Genomic DNA, 21,695 nt, shown 5'->3' with positions numbered 1-21,695 from the left:
AGGTGCCAGCGTTGGCAGGCGTGATAGGTGAGGATTGAAGGCGCTGACAACGGAAAAGGCCCGCCTCCCAAGGGAAGCGGGCCTTTCTCGTAGAGCTGTTACTCGCCTGAGGCTTCGGCGGTGCCTTCAGCGGCACCGGTCAGCACGACCTCGGGCTTTTCCTCGTCCTTGTCCGCCTTGGTCAGCTTCGTCTTGCCGACGAAGGTGAACTTGGCGTCCTCGCCGGAGCCTTCGCCGTCCCAGCCTTCGACATCGACGAAGACGGTCTGGCCGGGGCCGATCTCGCCGAAGAGGATCTTCTCCGACAGCTGATCCTCGATCTCGCGCTGGATGGTCCGGCGCAGCGGCCGGGCACCGAGCACAGGGTCGAAGCCACGCTTGGCCAGCAGCGCCTTGCCCTGCTCGGACAGCTCCATCGACATGTCCTTGTTCTTCAACTGGACGCCGACGCGGCCGATCATCAGGTCCACCATCTGCACGATCTGATCGGTCGTGAGCTGGTGGAAGACGATGACATCGTCGATGCGGTTGAGGAACTCGGGCCGGAAGTGCTTCTTCAGCTCGTCGTTGACCTTGAGCTTCATCCGCTCGTAGTTCGAGCCCTGGATGTTGGACTGGGTGAAGCCCAGGCCAACCGCCTTGGAGATGTCCGAGGTGCCCAGGTTGGAGGTGAAGATCAGCACGGTGTTTTTGAAGTCGACCGTGCGTCCCTGGCCGTCGGTGAGACGACCGTCCTCGAGGACCTGCAACAGGGTGTTGTAGATCTCCTGGTGTGCCTTTTCGATCTCGTCGAACAGCACCACGGAGAACGGCTTGCGGCGCACCTTCTCGGTGAGCTGGCCGCCCTCTTCGTAGCCGACGTACCCGGGAGGGGCACCGAACAGCCGCGATGCGGTGAAGCGGTCGTGGAACTCGCCCATGTCGATCTGGATGAGCGCGTCGTCGTCGCCGAACAGGAAGTTCGCCAGCGACTTGGCCAGCTCGGTCTTACCGACACCGGACGGACCGGCGAAGATGAACGAGCCCGACGGACGCTTCGGATCCTTCAGGCCGGCCCGAGTGCGGCGGATCGCCTTGGAGACGGCCTTGACGGCATCCTCCTGGCCGATGATCCGCTTGTGCAGCTCGTCCTCCATGCGGAGCAGACGGGTGGTCTCCTCCTCGGTGAGCTTGAAGACGGGGATACCGGTCCAGTTGGCCAGCACCTCCGCGATCTGCTCGTCGTCGACCTCGGCAACCACGTCGAGATCACCGGAGCGCCACTGCTTTTCCCGCTCGGCGCGCTTGGCGACCAGCTGCTTTTCCTTGTCGCGCAGTCGCGCCGCCTTCTCGAAGTCCTGCGCGTCGATAGCGCTTTCCTTCTCCCGGCGCGCATCGGCGATCTTGTCGTCGAATTCGCGCAGGTCCGGCGGGGCGGTCATGCGACGGATGCGCATCCGCGCACCGGCCTCGTCGATCAGGTCGATCGCCTTGTCCGGCAGGAACCGGTCGTTGATGTAGCGGTCGGCCAGGGTCGCCGCGGCCACCAGCGCGCCATCGGTGATGGAAACCCGGTGGTGTGCCTCGTAGCGGTCGCGCAGACCCTTCAGGATGTTGATGGTGTGCTCGACCGTCGGCTCGCCGACCTGGACCGGCTGGAACCGGCGCTCCAGCGCGGCATCCTTCTCGATGTACTTGCGGTACTCGTCGAGGGTGGTCGCACCGATGGTCTGCAGCTCGCCACGGGCCAGCTTCGGCTTCAGGATGGACGCGGCGTCGATCGCGCCCTCGGCGGCACCCGCGCCGACGAGCGTGTGCAGCTCGTCGATGAACAGGATGATGTCGCCGCGGGTGTTGATCTCCTTGAGCACCTTCTTGAGGCGCTCTTCGAAGTCACCGCGGTAGCGGCTGCCCGCGACCAGGGAACCCAGGTCGAGGGTGTACAGCTGCTTGTCCTTCAGCGTCTCGGGAACCTCGCCGTTGACGATGGCCTGCGCGAGGCCTTCCACGACGGCGGTCTTACCGACACCTGGCTCGCCGATGAGCACCGGGTTGTTCTTGGTGCGGCGGCTCAGCACCTGCATGACGCGCTCGATTTCCTTCGAGCGGCCGATGACGGGATCGAGCTTGCCCTCGAGTGCGGCCTGGGTCAGGTTCCGGCCGAACTGGTCGAGCACCAGCGAGGTGGACGGCGTGCCCGCCTCACCGCGGGAACCGGATTCGACCGGCTCCTTGCCCTGGTACCCGGACAGCAGCTGGATGACCTGCTGCCGCACCCGGTTGAGATCGGCGCCCAGTTTGACGAGCACCTGCGCGGCGACGCCCTCACCCTCGCGGATGAGACCGAGCAGGATGTGCTCGGTGCCGATGTAGTTGTGGCCGAGCTGCAGCGCCTCGCGCAGACTCAGCTCCAAGACTTTTTTGGCCCTCGGGGTGAACGGGATGTGACCGGATGGAGCCTGCTGGCCCTGTCCGATGATCTCCTCCACCTGGCTGCGCACGCCCTCCAGCGAAATGCCGAGCGATTCCAGCGACTTGGCCGCGACACCCTCACCCTCATGGATCAGCCCCAGCAGGATGTGCTCGGTGCCGATGTAGTTGTGGTTGAGCATCCGGGCCTCTTCCTGGGCCAGGACAACGACACGCCTCGCGCGGTCGGTGAACCTCTCGAACATCGCTCCCTCACTCTCCTGCTCCGACATTCTGGCAACAGACGCCGCAGTGTGCTGTGTAACAACCGTGGGCGTCAGCCTGCCATGAAGCCCGGGGGTCGTGGCCCCCGCCTCCACTCTAGTTGGCGGGGGATGCTGCCGCCGCCAGTCCACCCTATTGGCGACCAGCGTCAGCACGGTCATTCACTCATAACGTGAGGGTTGCAGGATTCGTTTCCGATCCAGTTTTGCCCTCAGCGAACAGGGATATCTCGCCGCCGCCGCTTTCGCGGGTGCTACCCCGTGAACGGCGGGATGAAACCGCACGGCACCTCGTGCGGGTGTGCCGGGTCGAGCGCGTTGAGCACATATGCCGCGGCGCGTGGACTGCCCGCGATGCCCGCGTGCTCGGAAAAGTCCTGGGCACAACCATCCTGGACCACGATGTTCGTGACGTTCGGGCCGGGTACCTGGCCCGAGGTGTAGGGCACGACGAGCTCGTCGAGCCGGGTCGAGATATTGGTGTAGGTGACGGCAGGGTCATAGACGCCGTCCGCGTTCAGTGCCCGCACGAAATCCGACCCGGCCAGGACCTGACGGCAGGCCTGGCACAGCGATCCGGTGAGGGCGTCGAAGGCCGGGCCCGCGCCGAGACGCTCACTGAAAGCCGCGATTTCGCCTGCACCGGCGACGTCCGAGCCGAGCCACGGCGGGGCGAGTGCGACCAGTTTGTCCACTTTGGCCGCGCCGCCGAGCCGCTTGATGAAGTAATTGCCGATGAAATTGCCCTGCGAGTGGCCGACGATGTCGACCCGCGCGGCACCGGTCGCGGCGAGCACCCGATCGACGAACGCGGCGAACTGCGGGGCGCTCTGCTCCATCGGCAGCATGCCGCCGATGGCTGAGATCGGCCACGGCAGGTCGTAGGCACCGTAGGTCATCGAGTACACGCAATAGCCCTCATTGGCCAGCAGCGGCGCGTATACCCCCCAATTCGTCTGTGCCCCACCGCCGGTGCCGTGCGCCAGGACCACCGGATTGGGATGTTCGGCGCTCGGACGGCAGGACCAGTCGTTGGTGCCGGGCAGGGAGCCGCCGGGATGCAGCAGTTCGTTGGGGATGCCTGCGAAGAAGTTGTAGTCGACCGGATACTGCTCGGCCTGCGCGGGACTCGCGGTGACGGCGCACAGCGCGGCGAAAAGGACGACGAGAAGCGAAAAGCCTGGAACACGCGGCACGGTAGCCTCCAAATCTGGAACGTGTTCCAGAAAGCTACCGTGCGGCGTGTCCCAGGCGCGGTCGAGTCGCGAAACTGGTTGTGGCCGTTGATGTCCAGCCCTACCGGTAGGTCGGCGCGCCCGGCTGACCGGGGAACTGCCCCTGCTGACCGGCGAACTGGCCCTGTGCCGCCTGCGGCCCGGGGGCCGCGGCGCTCGCCTTGCCCTGCTGGATGCCCGAGACGAACAGCGCGCCGGATAGCACCAGGAAGGCCAGGGTGTGCAGCACCGCGCGGACGATATTCCAACGCACCCAAGTGGATTCGAAGTCGGCCCGGACCTTGGCCAGATCGGCGATCTGCGACGGATCACCCGCGGCGGCCAGCTGATCATTGAGCGGCACATTCAGACCGGAGGTCACGGCGAAGGCGATGATATTGATGGCCAGGCCGACCCCGATCCAGATCAGCGTGGTGCGCTGGTCTTTACCGAGATGCAGCGCCGCCGCCAGAATCGAGAAGCCGACGGTGCCGATGAACCCGATCATGAACACCGGGTTGATGATGACCACGTTGATCTTCTGCATCACGTCGATCATGGTGCGATCGTCGGTCTGATTCAGCGCGGGCATCACCGAGTTCGCGTAGCCGTAGAAAAGGCCTGCGATCAGTCCGGTGGCCAGGGTGGCCGCGACCAGGGCGGCCAGGCGTGCGGCGGTCATAATTCCTCCTGAAGGGAAACCCGTCCGGAGCCCTCATCGCTCCGGTTCGATGGTCTCAGTCAAGCCGGTTTCGACACGGCTCTCCATGGCCGAGACACTCGGCCGACTAAGCGATCGTCTACGGGCGGGTCACAGGTCCCGGTCGGAGATCAGGCCACTCTGGATCGCCAGGAAGGCCAGGCGCACCCGCTTGGCGTTCTGCGGCAGGTCCTCGACGCCGAACTTGGCGAACAGCGCGCGCAGATGCGTCTTGATCGCGTCGACGCTGAGGAACAATTCCTCGGCGATCTGCTGATTGGACGCGGGCGTGGCGAAGGCCGCGCCGTTCTTGTACGGGCGGCACAGCGCGATCAGCACCGCGCGCTGAGTTTCGGTGAGCTGCCGGAAGCTCGGCGGCACCGTGCCACTGGAGACGCGGGTGATGTCGTCGGCGACGCCGCCGAAATCGTGGAAGGACACCCGCGAGGTGCCGACCCGGATCACGTCGCCCGCCATCAGCCTGCGCCGGCCGACCAGCCGGTCGCCGTTGACGAAAGTGCCGTTGCGGGAAAGGCCGTCGTCCACGATGGTCCACTGCGCGCCGAGATACTCGATGGCGGCGTGCAGCCTGGACACCTCGGCGTCCCACGGCAGGGCGAGGTCGGCCTGCGGCGAGCGACCGATCGTCACGCGTTCCTGGTCGGCGCTGAGCATGAGTTCCTGCTGGCGACCCGCGTCATCTTGGAATCGCAAAAATGATCCGACGAATCCAGTCACTGCGCCGATACCTCGCCTCTCCATACCGCCAGTGACCGTCGCACGTTTCCATGGTGCCGCGTCCTGGAACCACGAGCAAGATCGATCCGCGCGCCACTTCGAGCAGCGTGTCACCGCGCCGCGCGGTTATATCAGCAGCCTATGAGCCGCCGGAGAAAGAGAAAACCGCCGCCCCGGCGTCGCACGATTCGCTGGGACGGCGGCTGAAAAATATGAAACTAACCCTTCGCGGCCTTGTTGTACGCATCGGTGATGTCGGCGGAGATACGCCCCCGCGCGGACACCTTGTGTCCATTCCGACGAGCCCACTCGCGAATTGCTGCACTTTGTTCCCGGTCGATCGAGACCCGGCTCTTCGGGGCACCCGTCGCGGTCGCGGCGGCCTTGACCCGGCGACGGCCACTCACTCGACGCGCGCTCGAAACCCACTCTTCCAGCCCGTCGCGCAGCTTCGAGGCATTTGCCGACGACAGGTCGATCTCGTACGAAACACCGTCGATCGCAAACTCGATGGTCTCGTCCGCGATGGACTCCCCATCGACATCGTCGATCAGGCTAACGGTGACCTTCTTTGCCATGAGATGAACGTCCTCTCGAAATCGTGCGACCCGCATACTAGGCCGATTACCCGAGGCAAGAATACCTCGAATTCCAAATTTTCCAAGACGAGGCCGAGATTTTGCAATCAGCTGGTCACCGAGTGACCGGTCGCACAATTGGGAACAGTATTGTTTCCCGGATTCCGAGACCCGTCAGCGCCATCAACAGACGGTCGATTCCCATACCTGTACCGGTGGTCGGCGGCATGCCGTGCTCCATCGCGGCAAGGAAGTCCTCGTCCAGCGCCATCGCTTCGTCGTCGCCTTGCGCGGCCAGTCGCGCCTGATCCACGAAGCGCTCACGCTGGATCACCGGATCGACCAACTCCGAATAGCCAGTAGCCAACTCGAAGCCACGGACATAGAGGTCCCACTTCTCGGTGACCCCGGCCTCGGTCCGATGTTGCCTGGTGAGCGGTGAGGTCTCCACCGGGAAGTCACGCACAAAAGTCGGCGCGTACAGCTTGTCGCCGTACTGGTGTTCCCAGAGTTCCTCGACGAGTTTGCCGTGCCCGTAGCCCTTGCCGTCCGGAATTTCCAGACCGACCCGATCGGCCAGCGCGCGCAATTCGGCGATCGACGTTTCCGGTGTCACGGAGACGCCGAGGGCGTCCGAGAGCGATGGGTACATCTCCACCGTCGTCCACTCGCCGCGCAGGTCGTATTCGGTGCCGTCGGCAAGTGTCACCACCTGGGTGCCGAACACCTCCTGGGCGACTTCCTGGATCAATTCCCGGGTCATCCGCGCCGAGTCGTCGTAGGTGCCGTACGCCTCGTACGTTTCCAGCATCGCGAACTCGGGGGAATGGGTGGAGTCCGAGCCCTCGTTGCGGAAGTTCCGGTTGATCTCGAAGACCTGCTCCAGCCCGCCGACCACGCAGCGCTTCAGGAACAGCTCCGGCGCGATACGCAGGTAGAGATCGATATCGAGGGCATTGGAATGGGTGACGAACGGCCGGGCCGCCGCGCCGCCGTGCAACGTCTGCAGCATCGGCGTCTCCACCTCGAGGAAGCCGCGCCGTTCCAGCGCATTGCGCAGCGCGCGCACCACCGCGATCCGCGTTCGGGCCATTTCCCTGGCCTCGGGGCGCACGATCAGATCGACATAGCGCTGCCGGACCCGCGACTCCTCGTTCATCTCCTTGTGCGCCACCGGCAACGGGCGCAGCGACTTGGCCGCCATGAACCAGGAATCGGCCATCACGCTCAATTCGCCGGTCCGCGACGAGATCACCTCGCCGTGCACGAAAACGAAGTCGCCGAGGTCGACATCGGACTTCCAGGCCGCGAGCGCGTCGGCGCCGACACCGTTGAGGCTGATCATCGCCTGCAGCTTGGTGCCGTCGCCCTCCTGCAGCGTCGCGAAACACAGCTTGCCGGTATTACGCATGAATATGACGCGACCGGCGACACCCGCCTGCAGCCCGGTCTGGGTGTCTTTGTCCAGATCCGGATATGCGGCGCGAATTTCGGCGAGGGTATGCGTGCGCGGCACGACGACGGGATAGGCGTCACCACCGTCCGCGAGCAACCGCTCCCGCTTCTCCTTGCGAATCCGTATCTGCTCCGGGGTGTCGTCGGCGTCGGGCGCCACGGCAGGCCGCGAATCCGATGCGGGATCGCTGGACGAGGAAGTGTCGCTGGTGCTCACATCCAACAACCCTAGCGTGCACCGGAAATCGTTTTGCGGGCCGCCCGGCCTAGTTCACCGAGTAACGGATCGGTCTCGCCGCCGGTCCGTGCCGACCGCCGGATTTGCGCGGTCCGGTATCACCGGAAATAGCGGACATGCATCGATGGACGCACGAAACCGCTTGTGCGCCCTGATGTTTCGAGATGGAAGGGATGCGCGAGTAATTACAGCGAGGCGAGCGAGTCTACCTCGCGGGCGAAGTGCGGCGCCCGGATTCCGATGTGCAGAAGGCCCGCCGCCTTCAATGCGTGGAAGCCGCCGACCAGATCGGTCGCCCGGTGCAGCCCGAGTTGTTGCAGCGCGTACGCGGCAAGGCTGGAGGTATAGCCCTCGGAGCAGGCGACGATCCATTCCACCTCGTGATCGGTGGCCAGTGCCAAGCGGGCCGAACTGGTCGGATCGAGCCGCCATTCCAGCACATTCCGCTCGATCACCAGGGCACCGGGCAACGCGCCCTCGCGCACGCGCTGCGCCTGCGGCCTGATGTCCACCAGAATCGCGCCCCTGGCGAGCGCCTGCGGCAATTCGAAGGCGTAGATCCGATTCAGCTGGGCCCGCGCGTTGTCGAGCATCTGATCGATGGTCAGACGATTCATTACATGTCACCTTCGGGCTGGTCGGTGAGAACGGTTCGGGTGCGCCGCAGGGTGCCGTGGCCGGTGACCTCGTAATAGGACATGGCGGTGAGCGGCGGAGAATAGGCGTGCACGCTGAGCGTTGGTTCGAGCAGTGCCGGATCGATCGACTCGCTGGTGCCGTCTGCCACGGACTGCGCCGGGGCACGCATTACATCGTGCACCCAGCCGATCGGAAACGACGCTTGATCGCCCGCGGCGAGTATGCGGCGGCGTAGTTCGGATCCGTTCCAGCGGAATTCCGAAAGCGCACCGCTGAGCACGGTCAACGCACCGAGCGAGCCGGCATGATCGTGCAGTTCGGTGGATTTGCCCGGCGTCCAGCTGATCAGCCAGACATCGACCTCGTCATCGGTGAGCAGGCGGGCCGCCCACCGTTCATCGGACGGCCAAATGCCATTCGCCGGTAGTAGGTGGTCGTAGCGGCCTGCCAGTACGTCCTCGGCGCCTTCATCGGTCAACCGCAGTAAATCGGCGGGACGCAGGCGCGTCGGCAGTGCGGAGGCCACGGCACGTTCGAGGGGACCGGGGACGGCAGCCGACGAAGTCGGCGGGGTGGGTGAGCTCAGGCTGGCCGAATGGGCGTCCCGGGCTGAGGTAAGGGAAAGAACGGAAGAACGCATGAGCGAATCTCCAGGAGATAGCGAACGGTCGAGGGCGAAAGGTCAGCCTCGAACGGTCGAGGCTTGGTCAGCCTCGACAACACTCCTGGGTGCGCACGCGGAAATACACGTCGGTGAGTGTATCAGCATCGGGCGCGGTGTCGGCAAGCCTCGCTCGGTGCGACACATCCGACACCGCGAAAATCAGACAGTGCCCTTGCGGCGCTGGTTTCGCTCGTATACAAGGCGCAGGCCGGTCAGGGTGAGGTACGGGTCGTGGTCGTCGATGGTCTCCGATTCCGGGACGATCAGCGCCGCGGTCGGGCCGGTCGCGACCACCGCGACATCATTGCCGCCGAAAGCCTCGAACTCGTCGCGAATCCGGTCGATCAGCCCGTCCACCATCCCGGCGAAACCGAAAACAGCGCCGGACTGCATGCATTCCATGCTGTTCTTCCCGAGCACCGAACGCGGCCTGGCCAACTCGACCCGGCGCAGCGCGCTGCGCTCGACCAGGGCCTCCATCGAAATCTCCACGCCGGGCGCGATGATTCCGCCGAGGAACTCGCCTTTCGCCGAGACCATGTCGACACAGATCGCGGTGCCGAAATCGATAACGATGGCCGGCGACGAATAGTGCTGATAGGCGGCGAGGCAGTTCACGATCCGGTCCGCGCCGACCTCTTTCGGGTTATCCACCAGCAGCGGAATACCGGTCCGGACACCCGGCTCGACCAGTACGTGCGGCACGTGGCCCCAATACTGGCTCAGCATGGTGCGCAGTTCCCGCAGCACCGGCGGCACGGTGGCCAGCGCGGAAACTCCGATCACCTGGTCGAGCTCCGGGCCGATCAGGCCGCGCACCTGCATGGCGAATTCGTCGGCGGTGAGCAGTGGATTGGTGTGGATCCGCCAGTGCCGCACCAGTTTCGAATGCGCGCCGCTGCCCGAGAACAGTCCGAGCACGATACTGGTATTGCGGACGTCGATTGTCAGCAGCATGTCAGGCGAGCGACAGCGAGCGCGGCGAAGTGAGCCCGGAGCCCGCCGGCGCGTGCGCCGGATCAGAGCCGAGTTCCACCGGACGATTGCGCTCGTCCACGAAAACGACCTTCGGGTCGTATTCCGCGATTTCCTGCTCGTTCAGCTGGGCATAGGCAATAAGAATGACCAAATCGCCGGGGTGCACCAGATGCGCGGCGGCGCCGTTGATGCCGATCACGCCGGATCCGCGTTCACCCGCGATGACATAGGTCTCCAGCCGGGCGCCGTTGTCGATGTCGACGATGCAGACCTGCTCGCCCTCCAGCAGATCGGCGGCGTCGAGCAGGTCCTGGTCCACCGTCACCGAGCCGACGTAGTGCAGGTCGGCGTGGGTGACCGTGGCGCGGTGGATCTTCGACTTCATCATGGTGCGCAGCATTGCGTCGCCCTTTCGATTTGTTCGTGGCCTAGACAGGCTGGGAGGTCCGCTGGGCGGAGGCGTCGGGGTGGCCGTCGATCGGCGCGCCGAGGGTGACGGCGACATTGTCGATCAGCCGGGTCGGACCGACCCTGGCGGCCACCAGTAGCCGGGCGTTGCCGGTCGACGGGGCGGGGCCGAGCGTGGTGGAGCGCAGTTCGAGGTAGTCGATGTCGACGCCGGGCACCGCGGCGAGTACCTGGCGGGCCGCGGCGACCACCGCGTCCGGGCCGAGGCCGCCCGCGTGCCTGCCCGCGGCCAGCGCCGCCGACAGGCCGAGCGCCGATTCGCGCTGTGCCGCATCGAGAAAACGGTTCCGCGAGGACATGGCCAGGCCGTCGTGCTCGCGCACCGTGGCGATCGGCTTGATCCGCACATCGAAATTCAGGTCGCGAACCAGCTGCCGGATCAACGTGAGTTGCTGATAATCCTTCTCCCCGAAATACACCTCGGTCGGCCGCGCGATCTGCAGCAGCTTGGCCACCACGGTCAGCATGCCCGCGAAATGCGTTGGCCTGCTTGCCCCTTCGAGCTCAGCGCCGAGCTGACCGGGTTGCACGGTGGTGCGCGGACCGTCCGGGTACATATCGGCGACGCTCGGCGCGAACACCAGCCCGACGCCTTCTTCGCGCAGCAGTGCCACGTCGGAATCCAGCGTGCGCGGATATTTGTCGAGGTCCTCGTTCGCGCCGAATTGCAACGGATTCACGAAGATCGAGACGATGACGACCTGATTGTTCCGTTTGGCCGCCCGCACGATTTCCAGGTGGCCCTCGTGCAGCGCGCCCATGGTCGGCACCAGCGCGACGGTGCGGCCGACGCTGCGCAGCGCGTTGGACACCTGGGTGAGCACGGCGGGATCGTGGTGCACGGTCAATTCACCGGGCTTATAAGCGCCACGCAATTTCGTATCGAACATCAGCGCCCTTTCAGCAGCTCGATGACGGCGGGATTGGTCCCCGCCCGTTCGGCGGTCCGCAGCGACAGCGCGCGATAGCCCTCGGCCAGGCGCGGGTCGACGGATTCCAGTGCGGTCAGGTGCGCGGCGACGGCGTCCGCGTCGCCGCGGGCCACCGGGCCGGTCAGCGCGGACTGCCCGCGCCGCAAAGCGTTGTCCAGCGCGGCGGAGGCGAGCGGCGCGAGCAGTCGCTCGGCCAGCCCGTTCGGCTGATCGTCGACGATCTGCTGCCCGAGCAACCCGGGTCCCTCCAGCGAGATGCGAAGGGCGGCAAGGGCATCCACGATCAGCGTGACCAGGTGATTGCTGCCGTGCGCGAGGGCCGCGTGGTAGAGCGCGCGGTGGTGTTCCTGCACCCGGACCGGCTCGCCGCCCATCTCGATCACCAGCGCCTGCGCGATGGCATAGCCGATCTCGTCGGCGGCGGTGATGCCGAAACACGCGTTGCCGAGGCGACTTATGTCCTCGTCGTGGCCGGTGAAGGTCATCGCGGGATGAATGGCCAGCGGCATGGCGCCGATGTCGGTCAGCGGGGCGAGCACGCCGACACCGTTGGCGCCGGAGGTGTGCGCCACGATCGTGCCGGGCCGGACCACATTCGCACCGGCCAGCCCGCGCGCCAACCCGGCGAGCTCGGTATCGGGTACGGCGAGCAGCAGCAGTTCGCTGCGCGCGGCGACGTCCTCGATCGGCAGGATCTCGGAGTCGGGCAGCCGGGTTCGCGCGCGGCGCACCGAGGCGTCGGAGATCGCGGCGACGCCGAACACCACGTGTCCGGCGCGTTCCAGGGCCGCGCCGAGGGCGGAGCCGACGCGTCCCGCCGAGACGATGCCTACCGTCAGGCGTGCGGGCGCGAGGTCACCAGCCGATTGCGGGTCGCTCGAAACGGGGTAGCCCGAAGCCGCGTCGTCAGAATTCACGCTTCTCGAGGTCAACAGTGTCCTCTCGATTTCGTTCCAGTCCCGCCGTGCGGGTACCAGACGTACGCCATCGAGAATATCGGCCCGATGTTTGCCAGTGCCACGGACCTGGGCAGTGATTTACAACGCAGTGCCCGTTTACCCCTCTACCAGGCCCGGCGATGATCAGCGACGATCACGGCTCTTCTCCTCCGATTGCAAGTTGGCCATGATCTCGGCGACCGAAAGGCGGCGCTCGGGCACATCGGAATCCGCATCGGCTTCGGCGCGACGGCGCCTGCGCGAGCTCGCGGTGCCGATCGGCGGGCCCTCGGTGGTCGGCCAGGCCGACGGGCGAGTCGACTGGTACGCGGGCTTGGGCGCCTGCCGCGGCGCGGGCGTCGGCTGGATGACCGGGCCCTCGGTGAACGCGTCGGCCCAACCGGACGCGGACTGCTCGGAATCGCCGTTGCGGTCTGCGATGTCGACGTCGGTGACCTCGGCCTCAGGCATGTCGTCGTCGAGCGATACCGCGGAGGTTTCGGCGGTGACCGGATCGTCGAACGGGCTGGCGAAGAGCGGCGGCTCCGGATGGTCGGGCACGAACACCGGGGTGACACTGCTGCGCGGTTGCTGGTTCGACGGTACGGACCAGGGTCCGGCATTCGCGGAGCTATTGTTCGCCGGATCGCCGACCGCGCTGGTCAGCTCTTGAATCCGGGTCGCGTCGGCGCGCAGCGCGGGCCGATCCATCGGCAGATCGCCGTCGAAAAGCCGCTGCAGGCTCGTCCGGAGCACGGTGAGCTCGGCGCGCAGCGCGGCCAATTCGGTGGCGTCGGCGCCGACTTCCTCGCGCACCCGCGACTCGATGCCGAGCTCGAATTCGCGCCGGGCGGTGACCTCACGCTCGAGCTGCAACTCGTAAACCGTCTGCAGATCGCGAACCTTGGCCTTATCGATCGTCGCTTCCTTGCGATACCTCGTCGCAGCTAACGCGCCGATGACCGCCGCCCACAGGGCCGCGACCAAACCGATCCGGACGAACTGCAAGCTGTTGCTGAAGACGAGGAAAACGCTGGCAACCAGTCCGAGCAGAATCAATACGCCGATGAACAATTTTCCCGCGTCGTCCCGCCGTCGACGGGAAGTGCTGGTACGGGAGGGTGAAACCATGCAAGCCAGGGTAGCTTGATCGACTCGTCGCGCCCACAACTCCGTCCGGCAATTCCGGACGCAATATTTGCTATGTGGTTGCCGGATCGTCCGTCGGGTCCTCGGGAGCCCGGCAGCAATACTCGAGCCACAGGGCCGCAGCAACCAAAGCCACCCCCGCCAGCATCCCGACGATGGCACCCGGACTGTCCGCCGCGGCCGCGCCGAGGGTGCCCCGCTGCGGGAAGACCCAGCACAGGAACCCGAGCCACACACCCGCGGCGATCGAGCCGACCTGCAGCGACGCCTTGGCCAGCGCGACCGCCCTGGCCGCGGTGATCGGATGCAGCTGATGCCTGCCGTCGCCGAGCTGGTTGTCGCTGACCCTGGCCCGGATCACGAACCCGAGCACCGCCTCGATGGCCGCGACCGGATACAGCGAGGCACCGGCGTAGGTGGAGATCGGCGGAAAGCTGTTGTACGCCAGCCGCGTCGCGACCCACGCGACGATCGCCGCGATCACCACGTTCGCCACCAGGTCCAGAACTCGCGTGGGTTTCAGCTGCACGACGCCGAGCCTTCGGCGGCAGCTGACAGCGACAGGTCGGTCCGCTGGACGCCGATGCGCTCGGCCGCGGGCAGTTCGTCGAGCAGGTCGGTGATCGCCTGCGCACGGCCGTCGACCTCGAGCGTCACGTCCGGTGCCACGTCCAGCCACGGGATCAGGACGAACGCGCGGCGATGGGCCTGCGGATGCGGCAGGGTCAGTTCCGGGTCCGCGCTGGTGACGGCCACCAGCTCGCCGCTTTCCGGCCTCGCACACCAGACCACGTCGACGTCGAGTGTCCGTGCGCCCCAGCGCACTTCGCGAACCCGATCGGCGGCCTGTTCGAGCCGCTGGCCGGCGCGCAGCCAGTCGATACAGTCGAACTCTGGATCATCGACCACCACAACGGCATTGAGGTAGTCGTCCTGTTCGACCCCGCCCCACGGCGGGGTCGAGTACACCGGCGACACGGCGACGACCCGGTCGCCGAAGCCGTCCACCACGCTGCGCAGATGCGCGAGCCGGTCCCCCATATTGGAACCGATGGACAGGACTGCGCGGGTCATAGCGGCTCCCCGCGATGCCGCGAGGTGACCACGCGGACATCGGCGAAGGTATGCGGGATCGGCGCGGACGGCTTGTGTACGACCACCTCGACCGAGGTGATGCGCGGATCGGTCATCACGTCGTCGGCGATCTCCGAGGCCACGGTCTCGATGAGATTGCGCGGTGGGCCCTCGATGATGCGCACGGCGTTGCCCGCGAGCTCACCGTAATGCGCGGTGGCGACCAGATCATCGGAGGCCGCGGCGACGGAGAAGTCCAGCCACACAGTCAGATCGACGATGAACTCCTGGCCGTCCCGGCGTTCGTGATCGAACACGCCGTGATGACCGAAGGCGCGTAGCCCGCGCAACTCGATCCGGTCGGCGCCGCGCCGGATCGACGAATTCTCCTGCGCCGCAGCCTGATCGGCGGTGGCAGGGGTCGGGTTCATCGGTGGGCTCCTTGCGACGGGCTCGACTGGGCGGTGCGGTGCCGGGCGGCGGCCTGCCAGGCGTCGGTGACGGTGATGGCGTCCAGCGAGGCGCGCACGTCATGCACCCGCACGCCCCAGGCGCCGTGCATGGCGACCAGCGCCGAGACGGTCGCGGTGGCGGTCTCACGGCCGTCCGGCGGACGCGGGCCGGAGTCGTCGGCGAGCAGGGCGCCGAGGAAACGTTTGCGCGAGGCGCCGATGAGAATGGGCAGTCCGTTGTCGATCAGCTCGGGCAGCGCGCCGAGCAGATCCCAATTGTGTTCGGCGTTCTTGGCGAAGCCGAGGCCGGGATCGAGGATCAGGCAGGACGGGTCGACACCGGCGGCCACGGCCAGGTCGACCTGGGTGGTCAGCTCGGCGAGCACCTCGGCGACCACATCGTCGTAGTGGTCGGCCGGGCCGGTGTGCCGGTAGTCCGCGCCGGCCCGCCAATGCATGAGGATCCACGGGACACCGGCAGCCGCAACGACTTTCACCATGTCGGGATCGGCACGTCCACCGGACACGTCGTTCACCACCGAGACGCCTGCTGCGAGCGCGGCCTCGGCCACGCCGGCCCGCATGGTGTCGACGCTGGTCGGCACGCCTGCCGCGACCAAGCCACGGATCACCGGAACCACCCGTTGCGCTTCGGTTTCGGGATCGATCCGCACCGCACCGGGCCTGGTCGACTCGCCGCCGATGTCGACGATGTCGGCACCCGCCGCGTACAACTCGATGCCGTGCGCGATGGCCAGCTCGGGATCGAGGTAGCGGCCACCGTCGGAGAACGAATCACTGGTGACGTTGACAACGCCCATCACCACACAGGAGCGACCGTCACGCGCGAAGCTGCTCCCACCTACGGTCATGTGAACCTCGTTCACTTCCGCAGAATGAGATCGAGCGCCTCCGAGCGCGAGGACGGACTCGACTGGAGCAGACCGCGCACCGCCGAGGTGGTGGTGCTGGCGCCCGGCTTGCGGATGCCGCGCATCGCCATGCACAGGTGCTCGGCCTCGATCACCACGATGGCGCCGCGCGGGTCCAGCTTGCGCATCACCGCGTCGGCGATCTGACTGGTCAGTCGCTCCTGCACCTGCGGGCGCTTGGCGTACAGATCCACCACGCGGGCCAGCTTGGACAGCCCGGTCACCCGGCCGTGCTTGCCGGGGATATAGCCGACGTGCGCGACACCGTGGAACGACACCAGGTGATGTTCACAGGTGGAGTACATGGGGATATCGCGGACCAGCACCAGTTCCTGATGGCCCTCGTCGAACGTGGTGTTCAGCACCGCGTCCGGCTCGACGTAGAGCCCGGCGAACATCTCGCGATAGGCGCGGGCGACGCGGGCGGGCGTATCGAGCAGGCCGGGCCGGTCGGGATCTTCACCGACCGCCAGCAACAGCTCGCGCACTGCGGCTTCGGCCCTGCCCTGGTCGAACGGTTTACCGGTTTCCAGAGCGATGAGCTCCGGCCTGGTCACGCCGTTGCCGGAACCGTTTTCGTCAACGTCGTCCGAATCGGCGAGCGCGTGGCCGCCGACGTGATTGTTGGCCGACAATCGAGGACACCTCCAAAATCTCGGGTCCCGGCAATTACTCGGCACCCCGCTGGTCGAGCCTAATCGTCGCTGCTCACGGCGTGAGCAACAGGCCCGGCGGCGGCGACTCGCGCAGACCGGATAGGTCGCGCGAGCGCCGCCGTACTTCAGTGCCGACCGTTGTTCGGTCCATCCCATTCGCCGTTGTCGCCCTCGCCGTTCGGGTTGGTGCGACGCGGCTCGTCGTAGCCGGGGTGCTCGCCGTAGTTACCGCGATCGTGGCCGCCGTCCTGCGGACCACCCTGCGGGCCCCACGAAGGCTGGTAACCCTGGTGCGGCGGCTCGGTCCAGCCGCTGGGCTGATCGGGCTGCTGCTGATCGTCACGCGGCGGCCAGCCCGGGGCCGACCAACCGGCCGGAGCGCCGTAGTCCGGCCGCGAGCCGTGCGTGCCACCGCGCTGCGGGTAGCCGCCCTGTGCGGGTCCCTGCGGCACCGGGTATCCGGTCGCGGGCGGCGCCGGGTAACCGTATTGCGGCTGGGCGTTGTAGGCACCCTCACCCGGGTAGCCGTTGGCGGGCTGACCCTCGCGCGCCACGCCCGCGGGCAGCGGCGCCGGGATCTGCTCCGGCGGCGGCCACGGCTCGCCGCGCTCCAGCGCCAGCTCGCCCGGGGTCTTCACCGGCGGCTTGTTCGAGGGCACCCGGTCGCCGAAGTCGTTGAACGCGGTGATCCTCGGCCGCTTCTGCACCGCGGCGAGCAGCGTCTCGAGTTCCTTGCGGTGCAACGTCTCCTTCTCGAGCAGCGCCGTCGCCAGCACGTCGAGCACGTCGCGGTACTCGTTGAGGATGGCCCACGCCTCGGTGTGCGCGGCCTCGATCAGGTTGCGCACCTCCTCGTCGATGGCGCCCGCGACCTCGTGCGAGTAATCCGAGCTCTGGCCCATCGAGCGACCGAGGAACGGATCGCCCGCCTCCTGGCCGTAGCGCACCGCGCCGAGGCGCGAGCTCATGCCGTATTCGGTCACCATCGCGCGAGCGATCTTGGTGGCCTGGTCGATATCCGAGGACGCGCCGGTGGTCGGCTCGTGGAACACCAGTTCCTCGGCCGCGCGGCCGCCCATCGCCATCACCAGCCGGGCGATCATCTCCGAGCGGGTCATCAGGCCCTTGTCGTCCTCGGGCACCGTCATGGCGTGACCGCCGGTGCGGCCGCGGGCCAGGATGGTCACCTTGTAGACGGGCTCGATGTCCGGCATCGCCCAGGCGGCCAGGGTGTGGCCGCCCTCGTGGTAGGCGGTGATCTTCTTCTCGTGCTCGCTGATGATCCGGCTCTTGCGGCGCGGGCCACCGACGACACGGTCCACCGACTCCTCGAGCGAGTCGCCGGTGATGACGGCGCCGTTCTCGCGGGCGGTGAGCAGCGCGGCCTCGTTGATCACGTTGGCCAGGTCGGCGCCGGACATGCCGACGGTGCGCTTGGCCAGACCGTCGAGGTCGGCGTCGGGCGAGATCGGCTTGCCCTGCGAGTGCACCCGTAGGATGGCGCGCCTGCCCGCCAGGTCGGGGTTGCCGACCGGGATCTGCCGGTCGAATCGGCCGGGCCGCAGCAGCGCGGGGTCGAGGATGTCGGGGCGGTTGGTCGCCGCGATCAGGATGACGCCGGTGCGATCGCCGAAGCCGTCCATCTCGACGAGCAGCTGGTTCAGCGTCTGCTCACGTTCGTCGTGACCGCCGCCCAGGCCGGCGCCGCGCTGGCGGCCGACCGCGTCGATCTCGTCGACGAAGATGATGCACGGGCTGTTCTGCTTGGCCTGTTCGAACAGGTCACGCACCCGGGACGCGCCGACACCGACGAACATCTCGACGAAGTCCGAGCCGGAGATGGTGAAGAACGGCACACCCGCCTCGCCGGCCACGGCGCGCGCGAGCAGCGTCTTACCGGTTCCCGGCGGGCCGTACAGCAGCACGCCCTTCGGGATCTTGGCGCCGAGCGCCTGGTAGCGCACCGGGTTCTGCAGGAAGTCCTTGATCTCGTAGAGCTCTTCGACCGCCTCGTCGGCGCCGGCCACGTCACCGAACGTGGTCTTTGGCATGTCCTTGGACAGCTGTTTGGCCTTGGACTTGCCGAAGCCCATCATGCCGCCGCGACCACCGCCCTGCATGCGGGCCATCACGAAGACGAACAGCCCCAACAGGATGATCATCGGCAGCACGAACAGCAGGATCTGGGTGAGCCAGCTGTCCTGCTTGACCACGGTGTTATAGGTCGCGCCGGAATTCTTCACGGCGTCGAAGACCTGTCCGGAGCTCGCGCTGCCACCGGGGTATTTGGCGATGATCTTGCTCTGGCCACCGGTCGCATCGTTGCCGTTCTTCAGCTCGATGCGCAGTTGCTGTTCACGATCATCGATCTGAACATTCTTGACGTTGCTCTTGTCGTTCAGCTGGCTCAATGCGACGGACGTATCGACGCTCTTCCAGCCGCGCGTGTCGTTGCCGAAATAGCTGAACGCATAGATCACGAGCAAGATGCCCGAGACTATGGCCAGGGTGCGAAACACAGTCTTGCGGTTCATAGAGCGTCGGCCGGTCCGGCCAGTCCTTTCCGGTGTCTCCGGTTCGTGCTAGCAATGCATCGGGCGCGTCCGGCTCCGGGAGGGTTCGGATGCGGACATGCCACGTTACCGCGTACGGTCTAGTCGATACATCGCGCAGTTCGGCTGCAGGTGCAGTTAAAGGGGTAAACGGTCAAGGGACCTCGGTGGTTCCCGAAGACCCCGGTCCGGGTTACTCCAAGTGGTCACAATCATGGCATGTTCGGCCTATCGTGAGCGACGACACAACACCGCGGTGCGAACGACGGGCACGGAGGCGGTAGCTTGCGAACCACGTTACTTAGCCCGCGAGCACCGTAAACCCAACAGAGCGCAGGGGGTATGGACATAGTTGAGCTACGGACACCCACAGCGATAGTGCGTCACGGCCGCGGGCGATTGATCGTGCTGCGCCCTGGCTCCGATGGCGAGCGGGTGCTCGACGTACCGGTCTCGGATCTGTTGAAGGTCCGCTTGAATCGCCGTGCCGACGACGCCGTTGTCATCGAGATATATCTCAGATACCCGACTCCCGTGCTGACCGGCGTGCCCGCCGACCGCACCCCGCTGCCCGTGCTCATCGCCGAGCACGACGTGCCGGCCGCGACCGAGATCGTCGACCGGATCAACGGCCAGATCCTGGCGACCCAGCGCATCGACGTGGCCGCCCCCGACCTGAACCCGCCCGCCCCCACCTGGGGCAAGTCCGGCCCGACCCGCGCCGACGTGGACCGTGCCGTGCGCCGGATGGCGCCGCACCGCGAAGCGAAGACGGCCATCGCCGCGCTGCATCGATATGTCACGCCGGACGAATACGTGCTGGAGACGGCGATCGCCGTCGCGCACCCGCCGGCCGGCACCGGCCCGGGCCTGCTCGCCGCGACGACCGGGCGGCTGCTGTTCATCTCGATCGGCACCGGCACCCGCTACGCCCATGAACTCCCCATCCCCGCGGTGCTGTGGGCTCGCAACACCGACGGCACGCCGACGGCGGCGGGCGAGATCGGCGCGACCCGCGGCGAGGCGGGGATGGACGTGCACGACGGCAACATCACCCTGCATTTCACCGGCAGCGATCGAGCCGACACCGAGCGCGTCACGCTCGCGGTGAACTTCGCGGTGCGCCGCGATTCCGCCGACGGTGGCGCGGGCCCGGCCGATCCCGGTGTGGCCCAACTGTATTCGGAGTGGGAGCTGCTGGTCGAGCGGCATTCGCTCGGCATGGTCGACGACGCGCAGTTCCAGCGCTACGGCCGCGGGATCCTGCGCTCGCTCCCCGACGGCGGCTAACCGCTCTTTCCGATGGCGGCCAGCTGGGCTCTGTCCAACGGCGGCCAGCCGCTCCGTCCAACGGCGGCCAGCCGCTAGGACTGCACCACCGGCGGCACGGTCAGGCTGATCCGCCGCCACGGGCTGGTCGGCCGCATCCACAGCCGCAGCAGTTCCATCCGGCGGTCGACGCCGCCGTTCTTCAGTTCGGCGAGGTCTTCGCACGCCTGCCAGTAGGTCCAGCCGGTCAGGTAGGCGTCGCCGAACTGGCGCCAGTTGCGGTACTTGGCCTGTGCGATGGGCAGTGCCCGGGCCAGATAGTCCCAGGCCAGATCGGCGTCGAGGTATCCGGCGGTGAAGGCCATCCGCGCGACTGCGACGACGCGGGCCAGATCCCAGGCGTGGATGTCGCTGGGCAGCGGGCGGGCGAGGTGGTCGGTGAAGCCGATCTTGATGGCCTGGGACCAGATGTCGTAGTCGCGGACCAGCGCCTCCGGGTTGTCCATGCCGCGGAACGAGCCGACCTGGCGCAGGAAGGCCCGGTGCCGATCGGCGCGCTCGCCGAACCGGTCCCGTTCGCTGGCGTTGATCGAGGCCATCACCAGCGGGTGGACCAGCGCATACAGCGGCGCGTGCATGCCGTCCAGCAACTGCTCCATCGAGGCCTGTGCCTCGGTCGCGTCGGTGATGCCCCAGGCGCCGGTGAGTGTGTCGATGGCGAGCTCGCGGCGGTCGCCGAGCGGATGCTCGCGCTCCGGGCCGAGCAGCAGCGCGTCGTGGAAGGCGTCCCAGCGCGCGGAGTAGAAGGCGCCGAGCGCCAGCGCCCGCAATTCGTCATCGGCCACCGCGGCGCCGGACCAGTGGTCCTCTTCGCGCTGATCCAGCTCCTCGTACGGGAAGGTTGTCAACGTGGGTACACCGCGGGCAGGCATGGTCCCGATTGTTCACTATGGATCTTGGAAGAGCCTGTGTAACGGGGCGAATTCTGCGTGTCCCCGCTGGCGCGCCGGAGTTTGCTCGTCCGTCTTCGTTCGCCGAGGCCGATCCCGCGCACCTAGGGCGCGGCGCGATTTTCGGACCGGTAGTTTTCTTGCCCTGCCGCATACCGTGCTCGAGAGCTACTGTGCTCGCATGAGTAGTAACATCACCCTCCTTCGCGGCCTGGAGCCTGCCCCTACCGAGCAGGAAATCTATGCTGCCGCACTGCAGTACGTGCGCACGGTCGGTGGTGTGTCCGGCCTGAGCTCCACGACCAAGGTCGCCGTCGACAAAGCGGTCGCGGCCATCGCCGCGGCCACCACCCAGCTGCTGGCGGACCTACCCGATCGCCCGGTCGCCGCGCCGACGGAACCGTCGTTGCGCCGCGTCGCCGCAGGCGAGACGACCACCGACTGATC

22 protein-coding genes are annotated in these 21,695 nt (G+C 66.9%); 2 read left to right on the top strand and 20 right to left on the bottom strand.

The features are described from left to right. Positions 1-98 precede the first annotated feature (98 nt). The 19 genes from ACIBK2_RS07010 to ftsH form a co-directional block, all read right to left on the bottom strand. Entirely contained in the window at positions 99-2,654 is a 2,556-nt protein-coding gene (locus ACIBK2_RS07010) for an ATP-dependent Clp protease ATP-binding subunit (protein ID WP_379281975.1), read from the bottom strand. A gap of 272 nt (positions 2,655-2,926) precedes the next feature. Further along, positions 2,927-3,868: an esterase/lipase family protein gene (locus tag ACIBK2_RS07005; RefSeq protein ID WP_396964565.1), complete on the bottom strand. Its 942-nt coding sequence runs from the start codon at positions 3,866-3,868 to the stop codon at positions 2,927-2,929. A 100-nt stretch (positions 3,869-3,968) separates the two neighbouring features. Then, positions 3,969-4,568 (bottom strand): DUF1772 domain-containing protein, encoded by a 600-nt coding sequence (locus ACIBK2_RS07000; RefSeq protein WP_396964563.1) that lies wholly within the window; start codon positions 4,566-4,568, stop codon positions 3,969-3,971. Between the two features lie 129 nt (positions 4,569-4,697). Next, positions 4,698-5,261, bottom strand: coding sequence for an FHA domain-containing protein (locus ACIBK2_RS06995; protein ID WP_379282323.1), 564 nt, complete (start codon positions 5,259-5,261; stop codon positions 4,698-4,700). Positions 5,262-5,542: 281 nt separating this feature from the next. Next, positions 5,543-5,902, bottom strand: coding sequence for an Lsr2 family protein (locus ACIBK2_RS06990; protein ID WP_396964561.1), 360 nt, complete (start codon positions 5,900-5,902; stop codon positions 5,543-5,545). Positions 5,903-6,017: 115 nt separating this feature from the next. Beyond that, positions 6,018-7,517, bottom strand: coding sequence for a lysine--tRNA ligase (gene lysS, locus ACIBK2_RS06985; RefSeq protein ID WP_396965855.1), 1,500 nt, complete (start codon positions 7,515-7,517; stop codon positions 6,018-6,020). A 263-nt stretch (positions 7,518-7,780) separates the two neighbouring features. After that, a complete protein-coding gene (locus ACIBK2_RS06980; protein ID WP_396965853.1) occupies positions 7,781-8,203 on the bottom strand; it encodes a rhodanese-like domain-containing protein in 423 nt (140 codons plus the stop codon). Between the two features lie 8 nt (positions 8,204-8,211). Further along, positions 8,212-8,874 carry a cysteine dioxygenase gene (locus ACIBK2_RS06975; protein ID WP_396964559.1) on the bottom strand — a complete coding sequence of 221 codons (663 nt, stop codon included), beginning with the start codon at positions 8,872-8,874 and terminating at the stop codon, positions 8,212-8,214. A 183-nt stretch (positions 8,875-9,057) separates the two neighbouring features. After that, the gene (locus tag ACIBK2_RS06970) at positions 9,058-9,855 is read right to left on the bottom strand and encodes a type III pantothenate kinase (protein ID WP_396964557.1); all 798 of its coding nucleotides are present in this window, start codon (positions 9,853-9,855) and stop codon (positions 9,058-9,060) included. Between the two features lies 1 nt (position 9,856). Then, the gene (panD, locus tag ACIBK2_RS06965; RefSeq protein WP_379281970.1) at positions 9,857-10,276 is read right to left on the bottom strand and encodes an aspartate 1-decarboxylase; all 420 of its coding nucleotides are present in this window, start codon (positions 10,274-10,276) and stop codon (positions 9,857-9,859) included. A gap of 28 nt (positions 10,277-10,304) precedes the next feature. Next, positions 10,305-11,234: a pantoate--beta-alanine ligase gene (gene panC / locus ACIBK2_RS06960; protein WP_396964554.1), complete on the bottom strand. Its 930-nt coding sequence runs from the start codon at positions 11,232-11,234 to the stop codon at positions 10,305-10,307. Next, the gene (locus tag ACIBK2_RS06955; RefSeq protein ID WP_396964552.1) at positions 11,234-12,193 is read right to left on the bottom strand and encodes a Rossmann-like and DUF2520 domain-containing protein; all 960 of its coding nucleotides are present in this window, start codon (positions 12,191-12,193) and stop codon (positions 11,234-11,236) included. The genes panC and ACIBK2_RS06955 overlap by 1 nt, the downstream gene beginning before the upstream one ends. 165 nt (positions 12,194-12,358) lie before the next feature. Beyond that, a complete protein-coding gene (locus tag ACIBK2_RS06950; protein WP_396964550.1) occupies positions 12,359-13,345 on the bottom strand; it encodes a DUF6779 domain-containing protein in 987 nt (328 codons plus the stop codon). A 70-nt stretch (positions 13,346-13,415) separates the two neighbouring features. Then, complete coding sequence (locus ACIBK2_RS06945) at positions 13,416-13,886, bottom strand: DUF3180 domain-containing protein (protein ID WP_396965851.1); 471 nt, start codon at positions 13,884-13,886, stop codon at positions 13,416-13,418. Next, positions 13,883-14,437, bottom strand: coding sequence for a 2-amino-4-hydroxy-6-hydroxymethyldihydropteridine diphosphokinase (folK, locus tag ACIBK2_RS06940; protein ID WP_396964548.1), 555 nt, complete (start codon positions 14,435-14,437; stop codon positions 13,883-13,885). The genes ACIBK2_RS06945 and folK overlap by 4 nt, the downstream gene beginning before the upstream one ends. After that, on the bottom strand, positions 14,434-14,868 hold the full coding sequence (folB, locus tag ACIBK2_RS06935; protein WP_396964546.1) for a dihydroneopterin aldolase: 435 nt from the start codon (positions 14,866-14,868) through the stop codon (positions 14,434-14,436). The genes folK and folB overlap by 4 nt, the downstream gene beginning before the upstream one ends. Beyond that, the gene (gene folP, locus ACIBK2_RS06930) at positions 14,865-15,761 is read right to left on the bottom strand and encodes a dihydropteroate synthase (protein WP_396964544.1); all 897 of its coding nucleotides are present in this window, start codon (positions 15,759-15,761) and stop codon (positions 14,865-14,867) included. Before folP ends, folB begins: the two co-directional genes overlap by 4 nt. Before the next feature lie 11 nt (positions 15,762-15,772). Further along, on the bottom strand, positions 15,773-16,378 hold the full coding sequence (gene folE, locus ACIBK2_RS06925) for a GTP cyclohydrolase I FolE (protein WP_396965849.1): 606 nt from the start codon (positions 16,376-16,378) through the stop codon (positions 15,773-15,775). Between the two features lie 224 nt (positions 16,379-16,602). Beyond that, a complete protein-coding gene (ftsH, locus tag ACIBK2_RS06920) occupies positions 16,603-19,011 on the bottom strand; it encodes an ATP-dependent zinc metalloprotease FtsH (protein WP_396964542.1) in 2,409 nt (802 codons plus the stop codon). Between the two features lie 453 nt (positions 19,012-19,464). On the opposite strand from ftsH, the gene ACIBK2_RS06915 reads away from it, so the two are divergent. After that, positions 19,465-20,319, top strand: a complete 855-nt coding sequence (locus ACIBK2_RS06915) for a hypothetical protein (protein ID WP_396964540.1) — start codon at positions 19,465-19,467, stop codon at positions 20,317-20,319. Between the two features lie 74 nt (positions 20,320-20,393). Here ACIBK2_RS06915 and ACIBK2_RS06910 read toward each other — a convergent pair whose 3' ends face one another. After that, positions 20,394-21,230: a DUF1266 domain-containing protein gene (locus ACIBK2_RS06910; protein ID WP_396964538.1), complete on the bottom strand. Its 837-nt coding sequence runs from the start codon at positions 21,228-21,230 to the stop codon at positions 20,394-20,396. 199 nt (positions 21,231-21,429) lie between these two features. Here ACIBK2_RS06910 and ACIBK2_RS06905 point away from each other — a divergent pair, with 199 nt between their 5' ends. Then, positions 21,430-21,693: a DUF2277 family protein gene (locus tag ACIBK2_RS06905; protein WP_396964536.1), complete on the top strand. Its 264-nt coding sequence runs from the start codon at positions 21,430-21,432 to the stop codon at positions 21,691-21,693. Positions 21,694-21,695 lie beyond the last annotated feature (2 nt).

It is taken from the genome of Nocardia sp. NPDC050175 (assembly GCF_044459885.1).
Classification (GTDB): domain Bacteria; phylum Actinomycetota; class Actinomycetes; order Mycobacteriales; family Mycobacteriaceae; genus Nocardia.
The sequence above is the reverse complement of the archived record's forward strand: the minus strand, read 5'-3'. Positions and strand labels throughout refer to the sequence as shown.

What these genes read in the sequence shown, in the direction of transcription:
- ACIBK2_RS07010 (WP_379281975.1), bottom strand. Translation starts at nt 2,654, where the DNA reads ATGTTCGAGAGGTTCACCGACCGCGCGAGGCGTGTCGTTGTCCTGGCC.
- ACIBK2_RS07000 (WP_396964563.1), bottom strand. Translation starts at nt 4,568, where the DNA reads ATGACCGCCGCACGCCTGGCCGCCCTGGTCGCGGCCACCCTGGCCACC.
- ACIBK2_RS06995 (WP_379282323.1), bottom strand. Translation starts at nt 5,261, where the DNA reads ATGCTCAGCGCCGACCAGGAACGCGTGACGATCGGTCGCTCGCCGCAG.
- ACIBK2_RS06990 (WP_396964561.1), bottom strand. Translation starts at nt 5,902, where the DNA reads ATGGCAAAGAAGGTCACCGTTAGCCTGATCGACGATGTCGATGGGGAG.
- ACIBK2_RS06975 (WP_396964559.1), bottom strand. Translation starts at nt 8,874, where the DNA reads ATGCGTTCTTCCGTTCTTTCCCTTACCTCAGCCCGGGACGCCCATTCG.
- ACIBK2_RS06970 (WP_396964557.1), bottom strand. Translation starts at nt 9,855, where the DNA reads ATGCTGCTGACAATCGACGTCCGCAATACCAGTATCGTGCTCGGACTG.
- panD (WP_379281970.1), bottom strand. Translation starts at nt 10,276, where the DNA reads ATGCTGCGCACCATGATGAAGTCGAAGATCCACCGCGCCACGGTCACC.
- panC (WP_396964554.1), bottom strand. Translation starts at nt 11,234, where the DNA reads ATGTTCGATACGAAATTGCGTGGCGCTTATAAGCCCGGTGAATTGACC.
- ACIBK2_RS06950 (WP_396964550.1), bottom strand. Translation starts at nt 13,345, where the DNA reads ATGGTTTCACCCTCCCGTACCAGCACTTCCCGTCGACGGCGGGACGAC.
- folK (WP_396964548.1), bottom strand. Translation starts at nt 14,437, where the DNA reads ATGACCCGCGCAGTCCTGTCCATCGGTTCCAATATGGGGGACCGGCTC.
- folB (WP_396964546.1), bottom strand. Translation starts at nt 14,868, where the DNA reads ATGAACCCGACCCCTGCCACCGCCGATCAGGCTGCGGCGCAGGAGAAT.
- folP (WP_396964544.1), bottom strand. Translation starts at nt 15,761, where the DNA reads ATGACCGTAGGTGGGAGCAGCTTCGCGCGTGACGGTCGCTCCTGTGTG.
- ftsH (WP_396964542.1), bottom strand. Translation starts at nt 19,011, where the DNA reads ATGAACCGCAAGACTGTGTTTCGCACCCTGGCCATAGTCTCGGGCATC.
- ACIBK2_RS06910 (WP_396964538.1), bottom strand. Translation starts at nt 21,230, where the DNA reads ATGCCTGCCCGCGGTGTACCCACGTTGACAACCTTCCCGTACGAGGAG.
- ACIBK2_RS06905 (WP_396964536.1), top strand. Translation starts at nt 21,430, where the DNA reads ATGAGTAGTAACATCACCCTCCTTCGCGGCCTGGAGCCTGCCCCTACC.